We start from the raw sequence: 24,606 nt of genomic DNA, 5'->3' as shown, positions 1-24,606 counted from the left end.
TGGATCGCAGGTAGGGGGACGGCAGCGCCGGGGCACTGGGTCAGCGCGCCGCCCGGGGTCGCAGGAAGGCGACGACGACCAGGCAGGCGATGCTGACGAGGATCAGCAGGAACGAGGTGGCGTACGCCGTCTCCTGCTGGAAGTTCTGGTACTTCGCCTCGACGAGGAGGGTCGCGGTCTGGGTGCGGCCGGTGATGTTGCCGGAGACGATCTTGACCGCGCCGAACTCGCCGAGCGAGCGAGCCAGGCTCAGCACCACGCCGTACACGACCGCCCACTTGATGCTGGGCAGCGTGATCCTGCGGAACGTCTGCACCGCACCCGCACCGAGGCTGCGAGCCGCCTGCTCCTGGTCGTCGCCGATCTCGACGAGCACCGGCACCACCTCGCGGATGACGAGGGGCAGCGCGACGAAGCAGGTGGCCATGACCATGCCGGGAGAGTCGAAGATGACCGTCAGGCCGGCGCCTTCGGCGGTGGGACCGAACCAGCCGGTGCGACCGTTGTAGACCAGCAGCAGGGCCAGTCCGACCACGACGGGCGAGACCGACAGCGGCAAGTCGATCAGGGCCGAGAGGACCCGCTTGCCCGGGAACTCGTAGCGCACCAGCAGCACCGAGATCGTCACGCCGAAGACGAGGTTGATCAGCACCGCCCAGGTGGCGACCATCGCGGTGAGCCGGAGAGCGCCGGCGACGCTCTCGTCGGTGAGCGTGTCGGCAAGGACGCCCAGGCCGCCGGTGAAGGTGTGCTTCACGACGAGCCCCACGGGCCAGGCGATCAGGAAGAAGACGTAGCCGATCGCGAGCAGGCGCAGGCCCCAGCGGACGGGGGTCGAGAGCTCAACCACGACGCGCCACCCTCCGCTGGACCAGGTCGAGCGCGACGATGACGACCAGCGCGATCGCCAGCATCACCGAGGCCAACGCCGCCGCCGAGGCGGTGTTGCCGTTCTCGATGAAGGTCAGCACGCGCACCGACACCACCTCGGTCTCGTAGGGGCGGTTGCCGCTGAGCAGGACGAGCGAGCCGTACTCCGAGATCGCCCGTGCGAAGGAGAGCGCGGCACCGGCGGCGATCGCCGGCGCGAGCGACGGCAGCAGGATCCGCCGCAGGATGGTGCCGCGGCGGGCGCCGAGCGAGGCGGCCGCCTCCTCGACGTCCACCTCGAGCTCCTCCAGGACCGGCTGCACGGTGCGCACGACGAACGGCAGGGTGACGAAGGCCAGGGCCAGCGTCACGGCGTGCTCGGTGAACGCCCAGTGCACTCCGAGCGGGCTGTTCGGCCCGTAGAGCGAGAGCAGCACCAGGCCGGCCACGATCGTGGGGAGCGCGAACGGGACGTCGATGACGACGTCGAGCGCGGCCTTCCCCCAGAACCGATCCCGCACCAGCACCCAGGCGATGACCGTGCCGACCACCACGTTCAGCGCGGTGACGAGCAGCGCCTGCCCGACGGTGAGGGTCACCGCTGCCCAGGTCTGGTCGTTGCGGAGCACGGAGAGGTAGCGGTCCCAGCCGCCCTCGCCCGCGGTGGCGACCACGGCGGTCAGCGGGATCAGCACCAGCAGGCTGAACCACACCATGGCGATCCCCAGGCCCAGCGCGGAGCCACGAGTCAGCGTGCTGCGGGGGGCAGAGCGGGGGGAGCGGCGTGCCCGGCGGCGCCCCCTGGGGGACGCCGCCGGGGGTTCGACCGCGGGTGCGGTGAGCACGGAGGTCACGATCTACTCCTCACCGACGGTGCCGGTCTCCTGCTGGAGCTCGGTGATGACGCCCAAGGGGTTGCCGTCCTCGCCGTCGCCGAAGAAGCGGTCGGCAGCGTCGCCCCAGCCGCCGAAGTCGCCGTCGATGGTCCACAGCTGTTCCGGAGTCGGGAACGGGTCGGCCGGGTCGTTGGCACCCTCCACGTCGCCGATCTCGACGCCGTCGACGACCGGGCGGAAGCCGGACTGGGCGTAGTCGGCCTGCGCCTCCGGGCTGGTCATGAACGCCAGGAACGCCTCGGCGGCCTCGCTCGCGTCCTCGGTCACGGCGGCGGGGTTCTCGATGAGCAGGGTGTCGGGCGGCAGCACGTAGTCGATCTCGGCACCGCTCTGCTTGGCGAGGATCGCCTCGTTCTCGTAGGAGATCAGCACGTCCCCGCTGCCGTCGGTGAACGCGGTGGTGGCCTCGCGGGCACTCCCCGGCAGGGCGATCGTGTTCTCCAGCAGGGCCGAGACGAACTCGCGCGCGTCGTCCTCGCTGCCTCCGTTGCCGACCGCGTGGCCCCAGGCGGCCAGGATGTTCCACCGCGCGGAGCCGGAGGAGCCGGGGTTCGGGGTGATGACCTCGACGCCCGGCTCGACCAGATCGTCCCAGGTCTCGATGCCCTCGGGATTGCCCTCCCGCACCACGAAGACGACGACCGAGGAGGTCGCGATGCCCCCGGTGGCGTTCTCCTTCCAGTCCTCGGCGACCAGACCCTCGTCGACCAGGCGGGTCACGTCGGTCTCCAGCGAGTAGTGCACGACGTCGGCGTCGGCGCCTGCCGCGACGGCGCGGCTCTGGTCGCCCGAGGCGCCGTAGGAGGTCTCGAACTGGACGCCGTCGCCGGCGCCGGTGCCGACGAAGTCGGCGAAGACGGGCTCGTTGGCGGCCTCCATCACCGAGAACGCGTTGATGTTCACCGTCGGCCCGGAGCTCTCGTCGCCGCTCGCCGTGGAGCAGGCGGCGGTCGCCAACGCCCCCGCCGCCGCGAGCGCTGCCAGCCTCGTCGTCCTCGTCCGCAGGTCACGCATGTCGGTCATCCCTTCGGGTGGGGCAGGTCAGTTACTGCCTAATGTCGATCACCTTAGTGGATTTACTCGAATAGGTCAGCCGGCAGGGGGTGCGGTGTGTCACCGGTCCAGTCCGGAAGACAGACCGCCGCGCCGCTGTTGACTGACTAAGGTGGGACTAACTCGGCCCGTCCGGACGAAGAACTGGAACACGTTCTATGTCCGCGCATACCGGGAGTACGATCCGGTGACGGTCGTCTCGGGCCGTGGCCACCAAGATGTCGGACCCAGCAGAATCGGCAAGCCAGGAAGTGGGCGCAGTGTCCAAGCAGGTCAAGCAGCTCGACCGGGTGATCATCCGGTTCGCCGGCGACTCCGGCGACGGCATGCAGCTGACGGGTGACCGGTTCACCCAGGAGTCCGCCTCGTTCGGCAACGACCTGGCGACGCTGCCGAACTTCCCCGCCGAGATCCGGGCTCCCCAGGGCACCATCCCCGGCGTGTCGTCGTTCCAGGTGCACTTCGCCGACCACGACATCCTCACGCCCGGCGACGCCCCCGACGTGCTGGTCTCGATGAACCCGGCGGCGCTCAAGGCGAACCTCTCCGACCTGCCCAAGGGCGCGACGATCATCGTCGACACCCACGACTTCACCGCGCGCAACCTGGCCAAGGCGGGCTACGCCGCCAACCCGCTCGAGGACGACTCGCTCGCCGAGTTCGCCGTGCACCCGGTCGACCTCACCGGCATGACCGTCGAGGCGGTCAAGGAGTTCGGGCTCTCCCGCAAGGACGCCGCCCGGGCCAAGAACATGTTCGCGCTCGGCCTGCTGTCGTGGATGTACGGCCGCCCCACCGAGTCCACGATCGCGTTCCTGGAGCGGCGCTTCGCCAAGGTCGAGGCCATCCGCGACGCGAACATCACCGCGTTCAAGGCCGGCTGGAACTTCGGCGAGACCACCGAGGCGTTCGCGGTCTCCTACGAGATCAAGCCCGCGCCGGTCTCGGCCGGCACCTACCGCAACATCACCGGCAACCTGGCGCTCGCCTACGGCCTGGTCGCCGCCGGCGTCCAGTCCGGCCTGCCGCTCTTCCTCGGCACCTACCCGATCACCCCGGCGTCCGACATCCTCCACGAGCTGAGCAAGCACAAGGCGTTCGGCGTCACGACCTTCCAGGCCGAGGACGAGATCGCCGGCATCGGCGCCGCCCTCGGCGCCTCGTTCGGCGGCGCCCTCGGCGTCACCTCGACCTCCGGGCCCGGCGTCGCGCTGAAGTCCGAGACGATCGGCCTCGCGGTGATGACCGAGCTGCCGCTGCTGATCGTCAACGTGCAGCGCGGCGGCCCCTCGACCGGGCTGCCCACCAAGACCGAGCAGGCCGACCTGCTCCAGGCGATGTTCGGACGCAACGGCGAGGCCCCCGTGCCGATCGTCGCCCCCCAGTCGCCCGGCGACTGCTTCGACGCCGCCGTCGAGGCCGCGCGCATCGCGGTCACCTACCGCACCCCGGTGATGCTGCTCTCCGACGGCTACCTCGCCAACGGATCGGAGCCGTGGCGGATCCCCGAGGTCGCCGACCTGCCGGTCATCGACCCCGCGTTCGCCACCGCGCGCAACCACACCGTCGAGCAGACCGCCAAGGACGGCACGGTCACCGAGGTCGAGGAGTTCTGGCCCTACCTGCGCGACGAGGAGACCCTGGCCCGTCCGTGGGCGGTGCCGGGCACCGCCGGGCTCGAGCACCGCATCGGCGGCCTCGAGAAGGCCGACGGTCACGGCAACATCTCCTACGACCCCGCCAACCACGACCTGATGGTCCGCACCCGCCAGGCCAAGGTCGACCGGATCGCCGACTCACTGCCCCCGCTCGAGGTCGACGACCCCTCGGGCCGGGCCAAGGTGCTCGTGCTCGGCTGGGGCTCCACCTACGGGCCGATCGGCGCCGGCGTACGTCGAGTGCGCAAGGCCGGCTACGACGTCGCCCAGGTGCACCTGCGCCACCTCAACCCGTTCCCGAAGGACCTCGGCGAGATCCTGTCGCGCTACGAGAAGGTCCTCGTTCCCGAGATGAACCTCGGCCAGCTCTCGATGCTGGTCCGGGCCAAGTACCTCGTCGACGCCGTCGGCTACAACGACGTGCGCGGCCTGCCGCTGAAGGCCGCCGACCTCGCCGCGGCCATCGGCGAGCTGGTCGCCCAGGTCGAGGGCGCCCCCGTCGACCTCTCCGGCTCCGAGCCCGACAGCCCCGCAGACAAGCACGCGAAGGCGATCCGATGACCACCACCCAGCCCTCCGACCACACCACCGAGCTGGGCATCCCCGCCCTGCGCTCCGGCGTCGAGCTGGTCCCGACCACCGACGAACCGCAGACCGGCAAGGACTTCACCTCCGACCAGGAGGTCCGCTGGTGCCCCGGCTGCGGCGACTACGCCGTGCTCAAGGCGGTGCAGGGCTTCCTGCCCGACCTGGGCCTGCGGCGCGAGAACATCGTGTTCGTCTCCGGCATCGGCTGCTCCAGCCGGTTCCCCTACTACCTCGACACGTTCGGGATGCACTCCATCCACGGCCGGGCCCCGGCGATCGCCACCGGCCTGGCCACCGCCCGCGAGGACCTCTCGGTGTGGGTGGTCACCGGCGACGGAGACGCGCTCTCCATCGGCGGCAACCACCTGATCCACGCGCTGCGGCGCAACGTCAACATGACGATCCTGCTGTTCAACAACCGCATCTACGGCCTCACCAAGGGCCAGTACTCCCCCACCTCCGAGGCCGGCAAGATCACCAAGTCGACCCCGATGGGCTCCCTGGACCACCCGTTCAACCCGGTCTCGCTGGCGCTCGGCGCCGAGGGCACCTTCGTGGCGCGCACCGTCGACTCCGACCGCAAGCACCTCACCTCGGTGCTCGCCGCGGCCGCCGCCCACCGCGGCACCTCGCTGGTCGAGATCTACCAGAACTGCCCGATCTTCAACGACGGCGCCTTCGACGCGATCAAGTCCGGCGACACCAAGGCCGACGCGATCATCCCGCTCGTCCACGGCGAGCCGATCCGGTTCGGCGCCGACGGCGCCAAGGGCCTGATCCGCGACACCGAGACCGGCGGGGTGAAGGTCGCGCTGGTCGCCGACGTCGGCGAGGACGCGATCCTCGTGCACGACGCGCACAACCCCGACCCCACCATGGCGTTCGCGATCTCCCGGCTCACCGCCAACGACTACCTGCACCAGGCGCCGATCGGCATCTTCCGCCAGGTCGACCGCCCCACCTACGACGACCAGGCGCGCGGCCAGGTCGCCACCGCGAAGTCCGCGGTGAGTGGCGAGCCCACGGAGCGGCTCGCCGCGCTCATCGGCGGCGGCGACACCTGGACGGCCGTCTGAGCCGGGATCCGGGCCGGGGCTGAACGAGCCCCCGTCAGGCCAGGCCGCCCGAGCTGACGAGGTCGACGGCCAGGCCGGCAACGATCGCCAGCACCGCGAGAACGGCTCCGAGCGCCACGCCGATCCGGCCCCTGCGCCACAGGAGCGCGGTCGTCGCGCAGGTCACCACGGCGACGGCCGCCGTGACCAGCAACCACGGCGCGAAGTCCGACCTGGTCAGCGTCTCGCGCCCGTCCTCCAGGATCTGCCAGGCCAGGTAGGCGACGGCGACGATGGGGACGAAGGTGGCGGCGCCCGCGACGGCGGCTGTCCGCGGTGACTGCTGGGCCCGGACGCCGGTGTCTGTGCTCACCTCGGTGATGCTGCTCGATCGCGCGCCCGCCGTCAACGGGCCGATGCCCACGCGGGGCCGGCCTCCCGAGCATCCCGGAGCCCCGGGGTCATGCTCACAGCCGGCGGGTCACCAGGCACACCTGCGAGGAGTGACTCACCGCCCACCGCTGGGTGGCTCGCACCTTCGCCCGGTAGCAGACCACCCCAGGCTCGGCCGAGGGCCGCACGCGAGCGGCGTACCGCTTGTCGGTGTCGGTGCGCACCGTACGCCAGGCGAACCAGCCGCAGTCGCGGCAGTTCTTGCGCTGCACCGTCACCCGCTTCTCGGCCCAGGCGCCCTCCACCCGGCCGCGGATGCCGAAGACGTGCTGCTTGGGCTCGGTGCCGTGGATGGTGATCCGGCGCTCGGGCAGGTCCTCGGCCGCGGCGGACGCCGGCGCGGTGCCCGGCCATGTCAGCACCGCGAGGAGCGGGAGCACCGCGACGACGCCGGCGCGGCAGCAGAGGCGGTGGCTCATGGGTCCTCCTGCGTGGTGACGGAGCTCCAGTCTCGCCGACCCGGCGCATCCGGCAAGCCCTGCCCCGCCGCCGACGCAGCCCGGCGTCCGGCCACAGGAGCGCCCTCCTAGAATGTGGCGGTGTCGGAGTCGCGTCGTGGGTTCTGGCTCGGTGTCGTGGCCTACCTCATCTGGGGCGCGTTCCCCCTCTACTGGCCGCTGCTGGAGCCCGCCGGGGCGGTGGAGATCCTCGGCCACCGCATCGTCTGGTCGGCGCTGACCACCGTCGTCCTGGTCCTGGCACTCTCACGCCGGCGACAGCTGGTCGCGCTGTTCCGGGACCGGCGCACGCTGCTGCTGCTCAGCCTCGGCGCGGTGACGATCAGCGTGAACTGGGCGACCTACATCTGGGGTGTGAACAACGGCCGGGTCGTCGAGGCGTCGCTGGGCTACTTCATCAACCCCCTGGTCACGGTGCTGATGGGCGTCTTCCTGCTCGGCGAGCGGCTGCGTCCGCTGCAGTGGGTGGCGATGGGCGTGGCCGCCAGCGCGGTCGCCGTGCTCACCTGGGACTACGGGCGACCGCCGTACGTCGCGCTGGTGCTGGCGTTCTCGTTCGGCAGCTACGGGCTGCTGAAGAAGACCGCGAACTCCGGCGCCCTGGAGAGCCTGACGCTGGAGACGATCGTGCTGACCCCGGTCGCCGCGGCCTACCTCGGATTCCTGGCCGCCACCGGCGACTCCTCGTTCGGCCACCACGGGGTCGGGCACGCGCTGCTGTTCGCCACGACCGGCGTGATCACCGCGGTGCCGCTCATCTGCTTCGGCGCCGCGGCGACGCGGGTCTCGATGGTGACGCTGGGGCTGCTGCAGTACCTCGCGCCGATCCTGCAGTTCGCGCTTGGGGTGCTCTGGTTCGGAGAGGACATGCCGCCGGGCCGGTGGGCCGGGTTCCTGCTGGTCTGGGTCGCGCTGTCGGTGTTCACCGTCGAGGCCACCAACCACCGGCGGCGCCAGCTGCGGCTCACCGCCGAGGCCTCGGCCGTCTGACGCGCTGCCACCCTCCCGACCGCCGCGCCGCCGCGGCTCGAGACGTTCATCCCCCCGTCACCTGCGCTCCCCGCGCCCTCCATCTGACGTCCCTACGGTCCGGGCTGCCCCCTGACACGAGCACACCCGAGGACGAGGACGCAGATGACGATCGCCCCCCGCAGGACCCTGCCGCTGCTGACCAGCGGACCGCACGGCTCCCGCAGCCACATGACGTGCCAGTTCCGCTGCGGCAACGCGTGCGACCAGCCCATCCCCAACACCAGCCGCAACGAGCACGTCCAGGACGTCGTCGCGAAGGCGCTCGAGCGGCGTACCGTGTTGCGCGGTGCGGCGATCGGCTCCGGCGCCCTGATCGCCGGCAGCCTGGCCTTCCAGGCCACCGGCGCCGCGGCGGCCACGTCCACCCCGGCCGCACCCGTCACGCGCGGTCGCGCGGGCGACCTCGGCCGCACCTCGTTCACCCCGGTGGCCCCGAACCGCCGGGACGCCGTCGTGGTGCCGAGCGGGTGGCGCAGCGATGTCGTGATCGCCTGGGGCGACCCGGTGGTCAAGGGTGCGCCCGCCTTCGACGTGCGCAACCAGACCCCCGAGGCCGCCGCCGGCCAGTTCGGCTACAACTGCGACTACGTCGGCGTGCTCGAGCTGGACAAGAAGAAGGCCCTGCTCGTGGTCAACCACGAGTACACCGACGAGACCCTGATGTTCCCCGAGGGCGTCTACGACGAGGACACCGTCCGCCGGATCGGGCTCGCCTCGCACGGCATGTCCGTGGTGACGATCAAGCGCGGCAAGGTGCCCGGCTCGTGGCTGACCGTGAACCCGAGCCGCACCCGGCACAACCGCCGGATCACCGCGAACACGGCGTTCAAGCTCACCGGCCCCGCGGCCGGCGACGCCCGCCTGAAGACCAGCGCCGACCCCAGTGGCACCAAGGTGCTCGGCACGCTGAACAACTGCGCCGGCGGCACCACGCCGTGGGGCACCGTGCTCTCCGGCGAGGAGAACTTCAACCAGTACTTCGAGAAGAGCGGTGACATCGACCCGGCGTACGCCGAGTCCTACGCCCGCTACGGCATCAGCGGCAGCGGCGGTCGGGGCTGGCACCACGTCGACCCGCGCTTCGACCTCACCGAGGAGCCGCACGAGCCGTTCCGGTTCGGCTGGGTGGTCGAGATCGACCCCTACGACCCCACCTCCACCCCGCGCAAGCACACGATGCTCGGCCGGTTCAAGCACGAGGGCGCCAACGTCGCCGTCGCCAAGGACGGCCGCGTGGTGGCCTACATGGGCGACGACGAGCGCGGCGACTACCTCTACAAGTTCGTCTCGCGCGACAAGATGGACAAGCGCGGCAACGCCGCGGCCCGCAAGAGGAACATGCGGCTGCTCGAGCGCGGCACGCTCTACGTCGCCAAGCTGACCGGCGACGGCGCCGACGACGGCACCTTCGACGGCACCGGCGAGTGGATCGCGCTGGCCAGCGACACCGAGTCGTTCGTGCCCGGCATGAGCGTCGCCGACGTGCTCATCGACACCCGGCTCGCTGCGGACAAGCTCGCACCGACCAAGATGGACCGCCCCGAGGACGTCGAGCCCAACCTGGTCAACGGCCGCGTCTACGTCGCGCTCACCAACAACTCCAACCGTGGCAGCGAGTCGATGCCGGCCGACGAGGCGAACCCGGTCACCGAGTCGATGGTCCGCTCCAGCCTGGGCGGCGCGCTGGAGAAGAAGGCAGGCAACCGCAACGGCTACGTGCTCGAGCTGGAGCCGGCCAAGCGGGACCACGCCGCGGCGTCGTTCACCTGGAACCTGATGCTGGTGTGCGGCGACCCCGAGGCCCCCGAGACCTACTTCGCGGGCTTCGACAAGTCCCAGGTCAGCCCGATCAGCTGCCCCGACAACGTCGCGTTCGACGAAGACGGCAACCTGTGGATCTCCACCGACGGCAACGTGCTGGGCTCCAACGACGGCATCTTCCGGGTGCCGGTCGAGGGCCCGGACCGCGGCAAGGTCCAGCAGTTCCTCACCGTGCCGCGCGGCGCGGAGGCCTGCGGCCCGTTGATCGCCGACGGCGACCGGTCGCTGTTCGTGGCGGTCCAGCACCCCGGTGAGATCGACGGTGCCACCTTCGAGGCCCCGGCCAGCACCTGGCCGCACACGCACGACTTCCCCCGCCCGTCGGTGGCCGTGGCCTACCGCAAGGCCTGACGCGCCAACCTGGCCCCTCCCCCGCCGAGTCGGCGTCAGTGCAGTCGCATTGGCGCCGACTCGGCGCTTGTACAGACCGATCCGGGGTCTCTCAGGATCCGACGCGCAGTTCGTGCTCGAGGCCGAGGAACTCGGCGTAGGCAGCGCCCGCCTCCTCCAGCGCGGCCAGCTCCCCGCGTCCGAGCGGCCGGTAGGGGGCCAGGTCGAACCTGACCCGGCTGCCCACGGTGCGCTTCATCGCCGCCACCATCTGGGCGTCGACCAGCGCCATGCCGATCGAGGTCTCCCGGCCTCGGGGCACGACGCTGTCGGCGTCCAGCACCATCCGGCTGTCCTGATAGCCGCGGTAGGTCTCGTCGAGGATCTGCAGCAGGTGGGCCACCGGTTGCTGCGGGGCTGCCGGCGGTGCCTCGCCGGGCGCGTGCCAGAAGGTGCGGCCGCCGTGCTCGAAGCTCTCCAGCCGCTCACGCACCTGCGCCAGTCCACGGCGTACGTCGGTCACCGGCAGCGTCGCCCAGTAGGCGAGGTCCTTCACCGTGGCCGGTCCGTGGCCGGTGAAGTAGCGCAGCGCCAGCTCGGCCAGCGCCTCGTCGCGGGGGCGGGACCCCGGCACCCCCACCCGGTCCGCGTACAGCGCGTAGGTGTGGGCCCCCCGGTCGGGCCGGCCGCTGATCACCACCCGGTCGAGCTCGGCATAGGCCATCAGCATCATCAGCGCGTGGCCAGGCAGGTCCTGCCCGGCTTCGCGCAGGCTCTCGGCCAGCTGGTCGCGGGTCTGGTGGGGGCGCGCCGACAGCGCCTCGACCACGGCGGCGAGGCCACGGTCGATGTCGTCGGCACTCCAGCCATGGCCGTCGGTGAGCCCCCGCTCGGCCACCGGCCGCACGCGGGGCGCGGTGACCTCGAGCAGCCAGTCGGCGTCGGCAGCGGCCACGTAGTGCCAGGTGGACCGGAGCACGTGGGTGCGCAGGACCTCGCCGGAGTCCAGCAGGGCATCCAGATCGGCGGCGCTGCGAGAGCCGGTGCGACAGGCGACCGCCCATGCCGACTGGCTCGGGTTCTCGGCCTGCACGGCCAGCAGCCCGCTCACCACCTCGGCGGCCGTGTTCGCGTGCGGTGCGACCAGCCGCTGGTTGTGCAGTCGCCACCGGGCGATCTCACGATCTGTCGTCACGCCGCAAACCTTGCCCTGTCCCGGCGAGTCGGCGCTACCGCCGCCGCCCGGCCCAGCCGGCGCGAGGCGAATCAGGCGGAGCGGACGGCCACGATGTCGGCGAAGGCCTCGAGGGCGGAGCGCACGGGGCCCTCCGGGAGGACCGTGAGGCGGTCCTTGGCCTCCTGGGCGCGCGCCACGACGTAGGCGCGAGCCTCGTCCATCGCCGGGTGCTTGCGCAGCAGGTCGAGCGCCTCGGCATGACGGCCGTCGTCGGAGAGGTCGCCGTCGAGCAGCTCGAACAGGCGGGCGTCGGCGGGGTCGGCCGCCGCGCGGGCCATCAACACCGGCAGCGTCGGCACCCCCTCGCGCAGGTCGGTGCCGGGGGTCTTGCCCGACTCGCCGGACTCCGAGGCCACGTCGAGGATGTCGTCGGAGAGCTGGAACGCCGAGCCGACGATCTCGCCGTACGCCGTCAACGCCTCCTGCACCTGCGTCGAGGCGCCCCCGAACATGGCGCCGTAGCGCGCGGAGGTCGCGATCAGCGAGCCGGTCTTGCCGGCGACCACCTCGAGGTAGTGGGCCAGCGGGTCGTCACCCGCGCCGGGCGGCACCGTCTCGAGGATCTGGCCCTCGACCAGCCGGGTGAAGGTCTGCGCCTGGATGCGGACCGCGTCGGGCCCCAGGTCGGCCGTCAGCTCCGAGGACTTCCCGAACAGGAAGTCGCCGGTCAGGATCGCCACCAGGTTGTCCCAGCGGGCGTTGGCGGAGTCAGCACCGCGCCGCAGCTCGGCCTCGTCCATCACGTCGTCGTGGTAGAGCGAGGCCAGGTGCGTCAGCTCGACCACGCACGCGGCCGTGATCACCTCGTCGGCGTCCGGGTGCTCGCCGGTCTCGGCGGCCAGCAGCACCAGCAGCGGGCGGAAGCGCTTCCCGCCTGCGGTCATCAGGTGGCTGGCGGCCGCGGTCACGAACGGTGCGCGGCTGCGCGCGTGGCCGGAGAGGGCCTCCTCGACCCGCTCCATCCGCGTGCGCAGCCGGGCGGCGAGGCCCTCGTCGGTCACCGGGAGAGCGAGGTCTGCCGGAGAGGCGGGGCCAGAACCTGGGGTCACCTGATGAATTCTCCCGCATGGGCCGCGAGGTCGAGCACCGGACCCGGCACCACGCCCAGCACGAGCGTGCCCGCCGCCCCCACGGCGACCGTGACCAGGGTCGCCAACGACGGCGTGTGCACCGCCGCGACCTCGCCCTCGGTCGGCTCCTCGGAGAAGAACATCAACCAGATCAGCCGCACGTAGAAGAACACCGAGATCACGCTCGCGAGGATCGCGACCAGGACCACCGGCCAGGCGCCCGCCGAGAGCGCCACCGTGAACACCGCCCACTTGCCCACGAACCCGGCGGTCAGCGGAATGCCGGCCATCGAGAGCAGGAAGAACGCGAACACGCCGGCGATCACCGGCGCGCGGCGCCCGAGGCCCGCCCACCGCGCGAACGTCGCCGACTCGCCGCCGGAGTCGCGGACCATGGTCACCACGCCGAACGCGCCGACCATCGCGAAGCCGTACGTCGTGAGGTAGAACAGCACCGCCTGCAGCGAGGTCACCTCGTGGTCGGCCAGATCGGTGGCGGCCTGCACGCCGAGCACGCCGGTCAGGATGAAGCCGGTGTGGGCGACCGAGGAGTAGGCCAGCATCCGCTTGACGTCGGTCTGCACGATCGCGAGCACGGAGCCGACCAGCATGGTCAGGATCGCGATGACCCACATCATCGGCTGCCAGCTCCAGCGGTCGGAGCCGAAGGCGACGTAGAACAGCCGCAGCAGCGCGCCGAACGCCGCGATCTTGGTGCACGCGGACATGAAGCCGGTGACCGCGGTCGGAGCGCCCTGATAGACGTCGGGCGTCCAGTTGTGGAACGGCACGGCACCGACCTTGAACAGCAGCCCGACCGCGAGCATGCCCATGCCGACCAGCAGCAGGGTCTGGTTCTCGGTGTCGTTGCGGACCGCCTCGTTGATGTCGGCGAACCGCATCGAGCCGGCGAACCCGTAGACCAGGGCGACGCCGTAGAGGAAGAACCCGGAGGAGAACGCGCCGAGCATGAAGTACTTCAGCGCGGCCTCCTGGCTCAGCAGCCGCCGGCGCCGGGCCAGTCCGCTGAGCAGGTAGAGGGGCAGCGAGAGCACCTCGAGGGCGACGAACATCGTCAGCAGGTCGTTGGCCGCCGGGAACAGCATCATGCCGCCCACGGCGAACATCAGAAGCGGGAAGACCTCGGTCTGCTCCAGGCCCCGGGTCGAGGCCTGGCGCTCCGCCTCGGTGCCCGGCAGCGCGGCGGCCTGGCCGGCGAACGCGCTGACCCCGCCCTCGAGCCGACGCTCGGAGAACAGCAGCACGCCACCGATCGCGAAGACCAGCACGAGGCCCCACAGGAAGACCGTCGGGCCGTCGACGACGAGCGTGCCCTCCATCATCAGGTCTCCGCGAGCGACTCCGTCGCCCAGCTTGGGCAGGTCCAGGCCGACCCAGATCGCACCGCCCAGCGCCGCGAGCAGGCCGAGCATCGCCAGGATCGTCTGGGTCAGCCGGCGCCGCTCACGCGGCAGGAACGCCTCGACCAGGACCCCGAGGCAGGCGACGCCGAGGACCACCAGCAGCGGCCACAGGTGGCCGTACTCGATCTGCGGCTTGTCGAACTCCATCAGTGCTCGCCTTCCTCGGCCGCGTCGTGCTCCGTCGCCGGGACGACAGGCTCGTCGTCACTCACGCCGACGTGCTCCAGCAGGGTGTGGACGGTGGGGTTGCTGACGTCGAGCAGCGGCATCGGGTAGAAGCCGAACAGCACGAGCGCCAGCATCAGCGGGGCCACGGCGGCCACCTCGCGGGTCTTCAGGTCACGTCGGGTCTCGGTGAGCGTCGCCGCGCGGGCGGCGGTCGCCGTCGCGGTGCCGCCGCCGGCCGGCTCGGTGACCGGGTCGCTCTCGCGGTCGGACGCGACCGCGGTCTCACCCGCTTGCAGGTCGGGACCGGCCATCACCCGCTGGTAGACCCACAAGACGTAGATCGCGGCCAGCACGATGCCGCTCGTCGCGATCGCGCCGACCCACCAGTGGTAGTCGAACGCCGCGATCAGCACGAGCATCTCGGAGACGAACGGGCTGAGCCCGGGCAGGCCGAGCGTGGCCAGACCCGCCACGAGGAACAGGCCGGCCAGCACCGGCGCGGTCTTCTCGACGCCGCTCATCCGGCTGATCAGGCTGGTGCCGCGGCGCTTGATGAGGTAGCCCGCCAGCAGGAACAGCGCGGCGGTGCCGATGCCGTGGTTGACCATGTAGAGGATCGACCCGGAGGCGCCCTGGCTGCTGAACGCGAAGATGCCGAGCGTGATGAACCCGAAGTGGCTCAGCGAGGTCAGACCGATCAGCCGCAGCAGGTCGTCCTGGCCGATCGCGACGAGTGCGCCGTAGATGATCGAGATCAGCGCGATGGTGACCACGACGGGGGTCGCCCACTGGGAGGCGTTCGGGAACAGCTCGAGGCAGAACCGCAGCATCCCGAAGGTGCCGATCTTGTCGAGCACGCAGACCAGCATCACGCTCGTGCCGGTGGTGGCCTTCTCGGTCGTGTCGGCCAGCCAGGTGTGCAGCGGGAACAGCGGCGCCTTGATCGCGAACGCGACCATGAACGAGACGAACAGCCAGCGCTCCGCGGTGGTGCTCATCTCGATCTCGGACAGGTCGGAGAGGAGGTACGACGGGGTGCCGGCGTCGGCGGAGACGACGTACAGGCCGATCACACCGGCCAGCAGCACCAGGCCGCCGCCGAGCTGGAACATCAAGAACTTGATCGCCGCCCGGCCGCGGCCCTCGCGGCCGAACCCGCCGATCATGAAGTAGGCCGGGATCAGCGTGGCCTCGAAGACGACGTAGAACAAGAACACGTCGGTCGCGGCGAAGACCACCAGCGAGAACGCCTCCAAGGCGAGGGTCCAGGCGAAGAACGCGGTGCTGTTGCCGTCGTCGGTGTCGCTCCAGACCGCGACCATCACGATCGGGGTCAGCACCACCGTCAGCAGGATCATCAGCAGGCCGAGGCCGTCGACGCCCAGCGCGTAGTGCACCCCGAAGGCCTCGACCCAGCTGTGGGTCTCGGTCAGCTGCATGCCGTCGCCGGTGTTGTACTGCACCGCGATCGCGACGCCGACGGCGAGCGTGAGGGCCGCGAACCCGAGCGCCACCTGCTTGGGCAGCTCCGCCCCGGGTGTCTTCGGCAGGAACGCCACGGCCAGCGCGCCGACGAGCGGCAGCGCGACCAGGACGGTGAGCCAGGGGAAGTCGTTCACAGCAGGACCCCTCGGAGGCAGGAGCGGGACGGGCGGGCAGTGCGAGCTGCGATGGTGCGGCTCATACGAGGTTCACCGCCAACAGGGCGAGGAGCACGAGCAGCACGCCGCCCAGCAGCGACAGGGCGTAGGAGCGCACGAAGCCGTTCTGGGCGCGCCGCAGCACGGTGCCGAGCGCGCCGATGCCCGCGGCGGTGCCGGTGAAGACGCCGTCGACGGCCCGCCGGTCGGCGAGCGTCACCCCGTGCACCGCGTGCCGGCCGGGGCCGATGACCAGGCCCTCGTTGATCGCGTCGCCGTAGAGGTCGTTGCGGGCGGCCCGGGTCGCGAACGAGACGTCCTGGGGCGGGGTGATCGGCACCTCGCGCTTGCCGACCAGGAACCAGGCGGCGGCGACGCCGACGGCCACCACCAGCGTCACCAGCGCGGTGATCGCCAGGGCGGGCAGCGGCGGGTCGTGGTGGGCGACCTCGCCCACCACGGGTGCGAGGAAGTCGGTGATCCAGTCGCCGAGCAGCAGCACACCGGCGAGCACCGACAGCGCCGCGAGCACGATCAGCGGGACCGTCATCACCGCGGGCGACTCGTGCGGGTGCACGTCGTCCTTCCACCGCTTCTCGGTGAAGAAGGTCAGCAGCATCAGCCGGGTCATGTAGAAGCCGGTGATGCCGGCGCCCAGGAGCGCCAGGCCGCCGACCAGCCAGCTGTCGGCGAGGGCGCTCTCGATGATCTTGTCCTTGGACCAGAAGCCGGAGAACCCGGGGAACCCGATGATCGCGAGGTAGCCCATCGCGAAGGTCAGGAACGTCACCGGCATCGCGTGCCGGACGGCGCCGTAGCGGCGCATGTCGACGTCGTCGTTCATGCCGTGCATGACCGACCCGGCCCCGAGGAACATGTTGGCCTTGAAGAAGCCGTGGGTGAGCAGGTGGAAGATCGCGAAGGCGTAGCCCGCGGCACCGAGGCCGGCGCCGAGCATCATGTAGCCGATCTGGCTCATCGTGGAGCCGGCCAGCGCCTTCTTGATGTCGTCCTTGGCGCAACCGATGATCGCACCCCACAGCAGCGTGACGACCGCGACGATGACGACCACGGTCTGCGCGGTGGACGCGAGCTCGAAGATGAAGTTCGAGCGGACGATGAGGTAGACGCCGGCGGTGACCATGGTCGCGGCGTGGATGAGCGCCGACACCGGGGTCGGGCCCTCCATCGCGTCGAGCAGCCAGCCCTGCAGCGGCACCTGGGCCGACTTGCCGCAGGCGCCGAGCAGCAGCAGCAGGCCGAGCGCGGTGAGGGTGTTCTCGGAGGCGCCGGAGGCCGCGGCGCTGACGCCGGAGAAGCTGGTCGTGCCGAAGGTGACGAACATCAGGGCGATCGCGAGCGAGAGGCCCATGTCGCCGACCCGGTTCATCACGAACGCCTTCTTGGCGGCAGCGGCGGCGGACGGCTTGTGCTGCCAGAACCCGATCAAGAGGTAGGAGGCCAGGCCGACGCCCTCCCAGCCGAGGAACAGCCCGAGGTAGTTCTCGCTCAGGATCAGCATCAGCATCGCCGCGACGAACAGGTTCAGGTAGGCGAAGAACCGGCGTCGGCGGGGGTCGTGCTCCATGTAGCCGATCGAGTAGACGTGGATCAGCGTGCCGACACCGGTGATCAGCAGCAGGAACAGCGCTGCCAGGGGGTCGTAGAGCAGGTCGAACCCGACCTCTAGGCCGCCGACGGAGAACCACTCCCACAGGTGCTGGGAGACCTGCCGGTCACCCTCGTCACGACCCAGCAGGTCGACGAAGAGCAGCAGGCTCACCACGAACGAGCCGGCCGACATCAAGGTGCCGAGCCAGTGGCCCCACTTGTCGGTGGCCCGGCCGGCGAGGAGCAGCACGGCGGCACCCAGCAGGGGCAGCGCGATGACCAGCCACAGCAGGGAGGAGATCCCGTCGGTGCCGGTGGGATCGACCACTGGGATGTGGCCGCCTTCGGACATGTTGAGCATCGGTCACCTGGTCCTAGTACTTCAGCAGGCTCGCGTCGTCGACCGAGGCCGAGCGACGGGTCCGGAAGATGGTCATGATGATCGCGAGGCCGACCACGACCTCCGCCGCGGCCACCACCATCACGAAGAAGGCCGCGATCTGGCCGTCGAGGTTGCCGTGCTGCTTGGCGAACGCGACCAGCGCGAGGTTGCAGGAGTTCAGCATCAGCTCGATGCACATGAACACCACGATCGCGTTGCGGCGGGTGAGCACGCCGACGCAGCCGATCGTGAACAGGATCGCCGAGAGGACGATGTAGGGGGTGACGTCGGTCATCGCGACACCTCCGGCTCCTCGCCGCCCGGGGTGGACTCCCGGGTCTCGGCGCTCGTGCTGGGGTTCTCGGTGTTGTAGCCCGACCCGGCGGACTGGTCGCCGCCGCTGCTGGCGCCGCCGTCCGGACCGGCCAGGGCGGCCTTGACATCCTCGATGTCGTCGGCGAACGCCGGAGCCGACCGCACGGTGCCCCGCGCGGTGAGGACCCGGGAGACCGACGTGGGGGCCGGGCTGCCGTCGGGCAGCAGCGCCGGGGTGTCGACGGCGTTGTGGCGGGCGTAGACGCCGGGCGAGGGCAGCGGCCCGGGGTGCTTGCCGTGCTCGGCGTAGTCGCGCATCCGCTGGGCCGCGGTCTCGGGCTGGCGGGCCTTGGGGGTGAGCCGCTCGCGGTGCGCGAGCACCATCGCTCCCACGGCCGCGGTGATCAGCAGCGCGCTGGTGGTCTCGAACGCGAAGACGTAGCGCGAGAAGAGGATGTTGGCGAGCGCCTCGACGTTGCCGCCCTCGTTGGCGTTCTCGAGGCCCACGACGGTGCCGAGGGTGATCTGGCTCAGCCCGACGGCGAGGACGACGCCGAGGCCGAGGCCGGCGAGCACCGCCAGCACCCGCTGGCCGCGGATCGTCTCGACCACCGAGTCGGACGCGTCGACGCCGACCAGCATCACCACGAACAGGAACAGCATCAAGATCGCGCCGGTGTAGACGATGATCTGCACCGCGAACAGGAACGGCGCCTCGAGCACGGCGTAGAGCACCGCGATGCTGATCATCACCACCGCGAGCAGCAGCGCGGCGTGCACGGCCTTGCGAACGAAGAGGATGCCGAGCGCCGCGATCACCATGATCGGGGCGAGGATCCAGAAGGCGGTCACTTGGTCTCGGCCTTCCTGGTGGTGGGGTCGCCGTCGACCGGCACCTGGGCGGTCGCGCCGGGCGCCGGGGCGGCGTACGCGCCTCGGTAGTAGTCCTGCTCGTCGTCGCCGAGCAGCATCGCGTGCGGCGGCTGCTCCATGCCCGGCAGCAGCGGGGCGAGCAGGTCGGACTTCTCGTAGATGAGGTCGGTCCGGTTGTCGTCGGCCAGCTCGTACTCGTTGGTCATCGTCAGCGCCCGGGTGGGGCACGCCTCGATGCACAGCCCGCACAGGATGCAGCGCAGGTAGTTGATCTGGTAGACGCGGCCGTAGCGCTCACCGGGGCTGAAGCGCCCCGAGCCGTCGGGCAGGTCGGTGTTCTGCGCACCCTCGACGTAGATCGCGTCGGCCGGGCAGGCCCAGGCGCACAGCTCGCAGCCCACGCACTTCTCGAGGCCGTCGGGCCAACGGTTGAGCTGGTGCCGGCCGTGGAAGCGCGGCGCGGTCGGGCGCTTCTCGAAGGGGTACTGGACCGTGACGGTCTTCTTGAACATGGTCCGGAACGTGACCCCGAACCCGGCGATCGGGTCCCAGAACTGTTCCTTGAGCGTGGCCATCAGCTCTCTCCTGCCGTCGAGACGGTGGACGGGGACGTCGACTCGAACTCCAGCGGCGCGGCGGCACCCCGGACCGGCCCGCCGGCCGGCATCGGCGGCACCGGGAAGGAGCCGCTGCCCGTGGTCGGGAGCACGGCCTCGCCCTTCTGCGCCTCCGCCTGGTCGTCCTCGCCGAAGAAGAACAGCGCGAGCAGCAGCACGGCGAGCACGCCGATGCCGATCAGCAACCACTGCCGGTCGATGCCGTCCTCGAGCGAGATCGCCCGGATCGTGGCGACCGCCACGATCCAGACCAGCGAGATCGGGATCAGCCGCTTCCAGCCGAACGCCATGAACTGGTCGTAGCGAAGGCGGGGCAGGGTGCCGCGCAGCCAGATGAACATGAAGACGAAGAACAGGACCTTGCCGAAGAACCACAGCAGCGGCCAGTAGCCCTCGTTGGCGCCGGCCCAGACCTCGTCGATCCAGAACGGAGCGTGCCAGCCGCCGAGGAACAGCGTGGTGGCCAGCGCGGAGACCGTCGCCATGTTGATGTACTCGGCGAGGAAGAACATCGCGAACTTCATCGAGGAGTACTCGGTGTGGAAGCCGCCGACCAGCTCGCCCTCGGCCTCGGGGAGGTCGAAGGGGGCGCGGTTGGTCTCGCCGACCATCGCGATCACGTAGATCACGAACGAGGGCAGCAGGACCAGGCCGAACCAGAGGTCGTCTTGGGCCTCGACGATCTCGGAGGTCGACATGGAGCCGGCGTAGAGGAACACCGCGACCAGCGCCAGGCCCATCGCGACCTCGTAGGAGATCATCTGGGCGCTGGAGCGCAGCCCGCCGAGCAGGGAGTACGTCGACCCGCTGGACCAGCCGCCGAGCACGATGCCGTAGATGCCGATGGAGGCGATCGCGAGCACGAACAGCACCGCGACCGGCATGTCGGTCAGCTGCAGCGGGGTCACGGTGTCGGTGAACGGGATCGTCACCTCGGGACCGAACGGGATCACCGCCCAGGTGACGAAGGCGGGCACCACGACGATGACCGGAGCGATGAGGTAGACCACCCTGTCGGCGGCCTTGGGGATGATCTCCTCCTTGAAGATCAGCTTCATCGCGTCGGCCAGCGACTGCAGCAGGCCGAAGGGGCCGTTAACGTTCGGGCCGGGACGGTGCTGCATGCGGGCCACGACGCGACGCTCGAACCAGATGTTGAACAGCGTGAGCAGCAGCAGCACGACCAGGATCAGGACCACCTTGAGGGTGATCACCCATCCGTTGTCGCGGCCGAACGCCGAGAGGGTGCCGTCGGCCAGAGGGAGCACGGCGCTGGGGATCGTCACTGGACACCTCCGTGGTGGGCCGGGTCGCTCGCGCCTGCGGGAGTGGCCGGCGTCTCGGTGGCGGCCAGCCGCACCGGACTGCCGGGCGCGGCCAGCGCGGCGAGCACGCCCGCGCCGGCCGACCGAGCCGGCACCCACACGGTGCCGTCGACCATGTCGTCGGCCACCTCGACCGGCAGCGTCAGCTCGCCGCGGTCACCGGAGACCACGACCGCGGCCGTGCCGGCGGGCAGTGTCGCGTAGGTCGCGGGGCTGACCCGGGCGATCGGCGCCCGCGCGGTGGCGCGCAGGTAGGGCTCGCCGTCGGTCAGCGAGCCGTCGTCGATCATCTGCTTCCAGGTGGCCAGCCGCAGGCCCTCGCCGGACGCGGCGCCTGCAGGAGCGGCCTCGTCGAGCGTGGCACGCTCGCCGTCCCAGGGGCCCATCTCGGTCAGCTGCGCCCGCACCTCGGTGACCGTGCGGAAGCCCAGCGGAGCGCCGAGCTCCTCGGCGATGCCGGCGAGCACCCGCAGGTCGGGCAGCGCATGGGGGACGCTGAGCACCGCCGGGAACTCGCGCGGACGCCCCTCCCAGGTGACGAACATGCCGGCCTTCTCGACGGCCGCGGCGACGGGGAAGACCACGTCGGCGGCTCGAGTCACCTCGGTCTCCCGCAGCTCCAGCGCCACCACGAACGAGGCGGCCTCGATCGCGGCCCGCGTGGCCGCGGGGTCGCTGGTGTCGTCGGGGTCGACCCCACCGATCACCAGGCCGCCGAGCTCGCCGCTGCGGAGCGCGGAGACGATCTGGTCGGTGTCACGACCGGGGGTCTCGGGGAGCCGGTCGACGCCCCACGCGGTGGCGGCGTCGACACGGGCGTCGGGCGAGGCCACCGGGCGCCCGCCCGGCAGCAGGGTCGGCAGGCAGCCCGCCTCGAGCGCGCCGCGGTCGCCGGCTCGACGCGGCACCCAGGCGAGCCGGGCGCCGGTGCGGTGGGCGAGCCGGGCGGCCGCGGACAGCGCGCCGGGAACCGTCGCGAGCCGCTCACCGACGAGCAGCACCGACGAGGCGTCGAGGCCGAAGTCGGAGTGGCCGACGAGCGAGTCGAGGACCGCCGGCTCGTCGCCGGGGGCGGTGGGCAGCAGCCGGCCGCCCATCTTCTGCAGGCCGCGCGAGGAGTACGGCGCGAGCGCGAGCACGCGGGTGCCGTGCGCGCGGTTGGCCTTGCGCAGCCGCAGGAAGATCGTGCCCGCCTCGTCCTCGGGCTCGAGCCCGGCGAGCACGACGGTCGAGGCGGCCTCGAGGTCGGCGTACGTCACGCCGCCGTCGCCGGGGCCGCGGAGCACGACCTCGGCGGCCAGGAACGAGGCCTCCTCGGCGGAGAGCGGACGGGCCCGGAAGTCGACGTCGTTGGTGCCGAGCGCGACCCGGGCGAACTTGGCGTAGGCGTAGGCGTCCTCGGCGGTCACCCGGCCGCCGGGCAGCACGGCGCAGGCGCCGGCGGCGCGCAGGCCGCGGGCCGCGACGGCGAACGCCTCGGGCCACGACGCCGGGCGGAGCTCACCGGACTCGTCGCGGACCTGCGGGTAGGTCAGCCGGTCGGGCAGCTGGGCGTAGGCGAACCCGAAGCGGTCCTTGTCGGTGATCCACTCCTCGTTGACCTCGGGGTCGTTGCCGGCCAGCCGGCGCATCACCTTGCCGCGGCGGTGGTCGACGCGGATCGCGGCGCCGCAGGCGTCGTGCTCGGCGATCGAGGGGGTCGAGACCAGGTCGAAGGGGCGCGAGCGGAAGCGGTACTCGGCGCTGGTCAGCGCGCCGACCGGGCAGATCTGGATCGTGTTGCCCGAGAAGTAGGACTCGAACGGCTCCTTCTCGTAGATGCCGACCTGCTGGAGGGCACCGCGCTCGATCAGCGCGATGAACGGGTCACCGGCGATCTGCTCGGAGAAGCGGGTGCAGCGGGCGCAGAGCACGCACCGCTCGCGGTCGAGCAGCACGTTGGCCGAGATGTTGATCGGCTTGGGGTAGGTGCGCTTGACGCCGCCGCCCTCGGAGAAGCGCGACTCGCCGCGGCCGTTGGACATCGCCTGGTTCTGCAGCGGGCACTCGCCGCCCTTGTCGCAGACCGGGCAGTCCAGCGGGTGGTTGATCAGCAGGAACTCCATGATGCCCTGCTGGGCCTTGTCGGCGACCGGGCTGGTGGCCTGGGTGTTGACGACCATGCCCTCGGCGACCTGCAGCGTGCAGGAGGCCTGCGGCTTGGGGAAGCCGCGGCCGTTGCCGGCGTCGGGGACGTCGACCAGGCACTGGCGGCAGGCGCCGACCGGGGCCAGCAGCGGGTGGTCGCAGAACCGCGGGATCTGCACGCCGACCTGCTCGGCGGCGCGGATCACCAGGGTGTCCTTGGGGACGCTGACCTGGACGCCGTCGACGGTGAGCGTGACGTGCTCGACCTCGGCGCCGGTCCTCTCGGGGGAGGTAGTCATCAGTGGGCTCCAGCGGTCGCGAAGACCGTCGAGGCGGCCGGGTCGAACGGACAGCCGCCGTGGGTGAGGTGGGCGAGGTACTCGTCGCGGAAGAACTGGATCGAGCTGGTGATCGGGCTGGTCGCGCCGTCGCCGAGGGCGCAGAACGCGCGCCCCAGGATGTTGTCGCACTGGTCGAGGAGCAGCTCGAGGTCGGCCTCGGTGCCCTCGCCGCGCTCGAGCTTGGCCAGGGTCTGCACCAGCCACCAGGTGCCCTCGCGGCAGGGAGTGCACTTGCCGCAGGACTCGTGCTTGTAGAACTCGGTCCAGCGCAGCACCGCGCGCACCACGCAGGTGCTGTCGTCGAAGATCTGCAGCGCCCGGGTCCCGAGCATGGAGCCGGAGGCCGCGACGCTCTCGAAGTCGAGCGGGACGTCGAGGTGCTCGGCGGTGAACAGCGGGGTGCTGGAGCCGCCGGGGGTCCAGAACTTCAGCTCGTGGCCCTCGCGGACGCCGCCGGCCAGGTCGATCAGCTCGCGCAGCGTGATGCCGAGCGGTGCTTCGTACTGGCCGGGGTTCTTCACGTGACCCGACAGCGAGAAGATGCCGAAGCCCTTCGACTTCTCGGTGCCCATCGAGGCGAACCACTCGGCCCCGTTGGCGATGATGCTGGGCACCGAGGCGATGGACTCGACGTTGTTGATCACCGTGGGGCTGGCGTAGAGGCCGGCCACGGCCGGGAACGGCGGACGCAGCCGCGGTTGGCCACGGCGTCCCTCGAGCGAGTCGAGCAGCGCGGTCTCCTCGCCGCAGATGTAGGCGCCGGCGCCGGGGTGCACGACCAGGTCGAGGTCGTAGCCGGAGCCGTGGATGTTCTTGCCCAGGTGGCCGGCCAGGTAGGCCTCCTGCACCGCGCGCTGGAGGCGGCGGATCACGTGCAGCACCTCGCCGCGCACGTAGATGAAGGCCCGGTTGGCGCGGATGGCGTAGGAGCTGATGATGACGCCCTCGACCAGCGTGTGCGGGCTGGCCATCATCAGCGGGATGTCCTTGCAGGTGCCCGGCTCGGACTCGTCGGCGTTGACCACGAGGTACTTGGGCTTGGGGTTGTCCTGCGGGATGAAGCTCCACTTCATGCCGGTCGGGAACCCCGCACCGCCCCGGCCGCGCAGGCCGGACTCCTTGACCTCGTCGATCACCGCGGAGGGCTCCATCGACAGCGCCTTGCGCAGGCCGTCGTAGCCGCCGTGGGCCTCGTAGGAGGCGAGGGTCCAGCTGCGCTCGGCGTCCCAGTTGTCGGTGAGAACCGGGGTGAGGGTGCTGAT

20 protein-coding genes are annotated in these 24,606 nt (G+C 71.1%); 4 read left to right on the top strand and 16 right to left on the bottom strand.

All coding sequences use genetic code 11. The features are described from left to right. Positions 1–40: 40 nt before the first annotated feature. The 3 genes from D6B71_RS06665 to D6B71_RS06655 are packed head-to-tail and all read right to left on the bottom strand — an operon-like array spanning position 41 to position 2,780. Entirely contained in the window at positions 41–850 is an 810-nt protein-coding gene (locus tag D6B71_RS06665; RefSeq protein ID WP_121253313.1) for a sulfate ABC transporter permease, read from the bottom strand. Next, positions 843–1,724, bottom strand: a complete 882-nt coding sequence (cysT, locus tag D6B71_RS06660) for a sulfate ABC transporter permease subunit CysT (RefSeq protein ID WP_206051603.1) — start codon at positions 1,722–1,724, stop codon at positions 843–845. Before cysT ends, D6B71_RS06665 begins: the two co-directional genes overlap by 8 nt. A gap of 3 nt (positions 1,725–1,727) precedes the next feature. After that, positions 1,728–2,780: a sulfate ABC transporter substrate-binding protein gene (locus D6B71_RS06655; RefSeq protein ID WP_240641185.1), complete on the bottom strand. Its 1,053-nt coding sequence runs from the start codon at positions 2,778–2,780 to the stop codon at positions 1,728–1,730. A gap of 257 nt (positions 2,781–3,037) precedes the next feature. Here D6B71_RS06655 and D6B71_RS06650 point away from each other — a divergent pair, with 257 nt between their 5' ends. Together D6B71_RS06650 and D6B71_RS06645 are read left to right on the top strand one after the other, a co-directional pair. Beyond that, a complete protein-coding gene (locus D6B71_RS06650) occupies positions 3,038–5,038 on the top strand; it encodes a 2-oxoacid:acceptor oxidoreductase subunit alpha (protein ID WP_121253877.1) in 2,001 nt (666 codons plus the stop codon). Continuing rightward, positions 5,035–6,141 carry a 2-oxoacid:ferredoxin oxidoreductase subunit beta gene (locus D6B71_RS06645; RefSeq protein ID WP_121253310.1) on the top strand — a complete coding sequence of 369 codons (1,107 nt, stop codon included), beginning with the start codon at positions 5,035–5,037 and terminating at the stop codon, positions 6,139–6,141. Before D6B71_RS06650 ends, D6B71_RS06645 begins: the two co-directional genes overlap by 4 nt. 34 nt (positions 6,142–6,175) lie before the next feature. Here the strand turns inward: D6B71_RS06645 and D6B71_RS06640 are convergent, their stop codons facing one another. Together D6B71_RS06640 and D6B71_RS06635 are read right to left on the bottom strand one after the other, a co-directional pair. After that, complete coding sequence (locus tag D6B71_RS06640; protein WP_126688197.1) at positions 6,176–6,493, bottom strand: hypothetical protein; 318 nt, start codon at positions 6,491–6,493, stop codon at positions 6,176–6,178. Positions 6,494–6,587: 94 nt separating this feature from the next. Continuing rightward, positions 6,588–6,992: a hypothetical protein gene (locus tag D6B71_RS06635; protein WP_121253306.1), complete on the bottom strand. Its 405-nt coding sequence runs from the start codon at positions 6,990–6,992 to the stop codon at positions 6,588–6,590. Between the two features lie 120 nt (positions 6,993–7,112). Between D6B71_RS06635 and rarD the strand changes: the two genes are divergently transcribed. Both rarD and D6B71_RS06625 read left to right on the top strand, forming a co-directional pair. After that, entirely contained in the window at positions 7,113–8,021 is a 909-nt protein-coding gene (gene rarD / locus D6B71_RS06630) for an EamA family transporter RarD (RefSeq protein WP_121253875.1), read from the top strand. 144 nt (positions 8,022–8,165) lie between these two features. Then, complete coding sequence (locus D6B71_RS06625; RefSeq protein WP_121253304.1) at positions 8,166–10,235, top strand: PhoX family protein; 2,070 nt, start codon at positions 8,166–8,168, stop codon at positions 10,233–10,235. Between the two features lie 91 nt (positions 10,236–10,326). Here D6B71_RS06625 and D6B71_RS06620 read toward each other — a convergent pair whose 3' ends face one another. The 11 genes from D6B71_RS06620 to nuoF form a co-directional block, all read right to left on the bottom strand. After that, the gene (locus tag D6B71_RS06620; RefSeq protein ID WP_164519563.1) at positions 10,327–11,409 is read right to left on the bottom strand and encodes a winged helix DNA-binding domain-containing protein; all 1,083 of its coding nucleotides are present in this window, start codon (positions 11,407–11,409) and stop codon (positions 10,327–10,329) included. 71 nt (positions 11,410–11,480) lie between these two features. Beyond that, positions 11,481–12,452, bottom strand: a complete 972-nt coding sequence (locus D6B71_RS06615; RefSeq protein WP_420846305.1) for a polyprenyl synthetase family protein — start codon at positions 12,450–12,452, stop codon at positions 11,481–11,483. A 44-nt stretch (positions 12,453–12,496) separates the two neighbouring features. Next, positions 12,497–14,092 (bottom strand): NADH-quinone oxidoreductase subunit NuoN, encoded by a 1,596-nt coding sequence (nuoN, locus tag D6B71_RS06610; RefSeq protein ID WP_121253300.1) that lies wholly within the window; start codon positions 14,090–14,092, stop codon positions 12,497–12,499. Next, entirely contained in the window at positions 14,092–15,732 is a 1,641-nt protein-coding gene (locus D6B71_RS06605) for an NADH-quinone oxidoreductase subunit M (RefSeq protein WP_121253298.1), read from the bottom strand. Before D6B71_RS06605 ends, nuoN begins: the two co-directional genes overlap by 1 nt. Before the next feature lie 61 nt (positions 15,733–15,793). Further along, on the bottom strand, positions 15,794–17,716 hold the full coding sequence (nuoL, locus tag D6B71_RS06600) for an NADH-quinone oxidoreductase subunit L (protein ID WP_420846315.1): 1,923 nt from the start codon (positions 17,714–17,716) through the stop codon (positions 15,794–15,796). 22 nt (positions 17,717–17,738) lie between these two features. Further along, positions 17,739–18,041 (bottom strand): NADH-quinone oxidoreductase subunit NuoK, encoded by a 303-nt coding sequence (gene nuoK / locus D6B71_RS06595; RefSeq protein ID WP_121253294.1) that lies wholly within the window; start codon positions 18,039–18,041, stop codon positions 17,739–17,741. After that, complete coding sequence (locus D6B71_RS06590) at positions 18,038–18,913, bottom strand: NADH-quinone oxidoreductase subunit J (protein WP_121253292.1); 876 nt, start codon at positions 18,911–18,913, stop codon at positions 18,038–18,040. The genes nuoK and D6B71_RS06590 overlap by 4 nt, the downstream gene beginning before the upstream one ends. Further along, positions 18,910–19,509 carry an NADH-quinone oxidoreductase subunit NuoI gene (gene nuoI, locus D6B71_RS06585; protein ID WP_121253290.1) on the bottom strand — a complete coding sequence of 200 codons (600 nt, stop codon included), beginning with the start codon at positions 19,507–19,509 and terminating at the stop codon, positions 18,910–18,912. The genes D6B71_RS06590 and nuoI overlap by 4 nt, the downstream gene beginning before the upstream one ends. Further along, on the bottom strand, positions 19,509–20,831 hold the full coding sequence (gene nuoH / locus D6B71_RS06580; protein WP_420846314.1) for an NADH-quinone oxidoreductase subunit NuoH: 1,323 nt from the start codon (positions 20,829–20,831) through the stop codon (positions 19,509–19,511). The genes nuoI and nuoH overlap by 1 nt, the downstream gene beginning before the upstream one ends. Positions 20,832–20,833: 2 nt before the next feature. Then, on the bottom strand, positions 20,834–23,302 hold the full coding sequence (locus D6B71_RS06575; protein ID WP_121253286.1) for an NADH-quinone oxidoreductase subunit G: 2,469 nt from the start codon (positions 23,300–23,302) through the stop codon (positions 20,834–20,836). Further along, entirely contained in the window at positions 23,302–24,606 is a 1,305-nt protein-coding gene (gene nuoF / locus D6B71_RS06570; protein ID WP_121253871.1) for an NADH-quinone oxidoreductase subunit NuoF, read from the bottom strand. Before nuoF ends, D6B71_RS06575 begins: the two co-directional genes overlap by 1 nt.

Origin of the sequence: Nocardioides ferulae, assembly GCF_003660455.1 — a bacterium.
In the GTDB taxonomy this organism is placed as follows: Bacteria; Actinomycetota; Actinomycetes; order Propionibacteriales; family Nocardioidaceae; genus Nocardioides; species Nocardioides ferulae.
The sequence above is the reverse complement of the archived record's forward strand: the minus strand, read 5'-3'. Positions and strand labels throughout refer to the sequence as shown.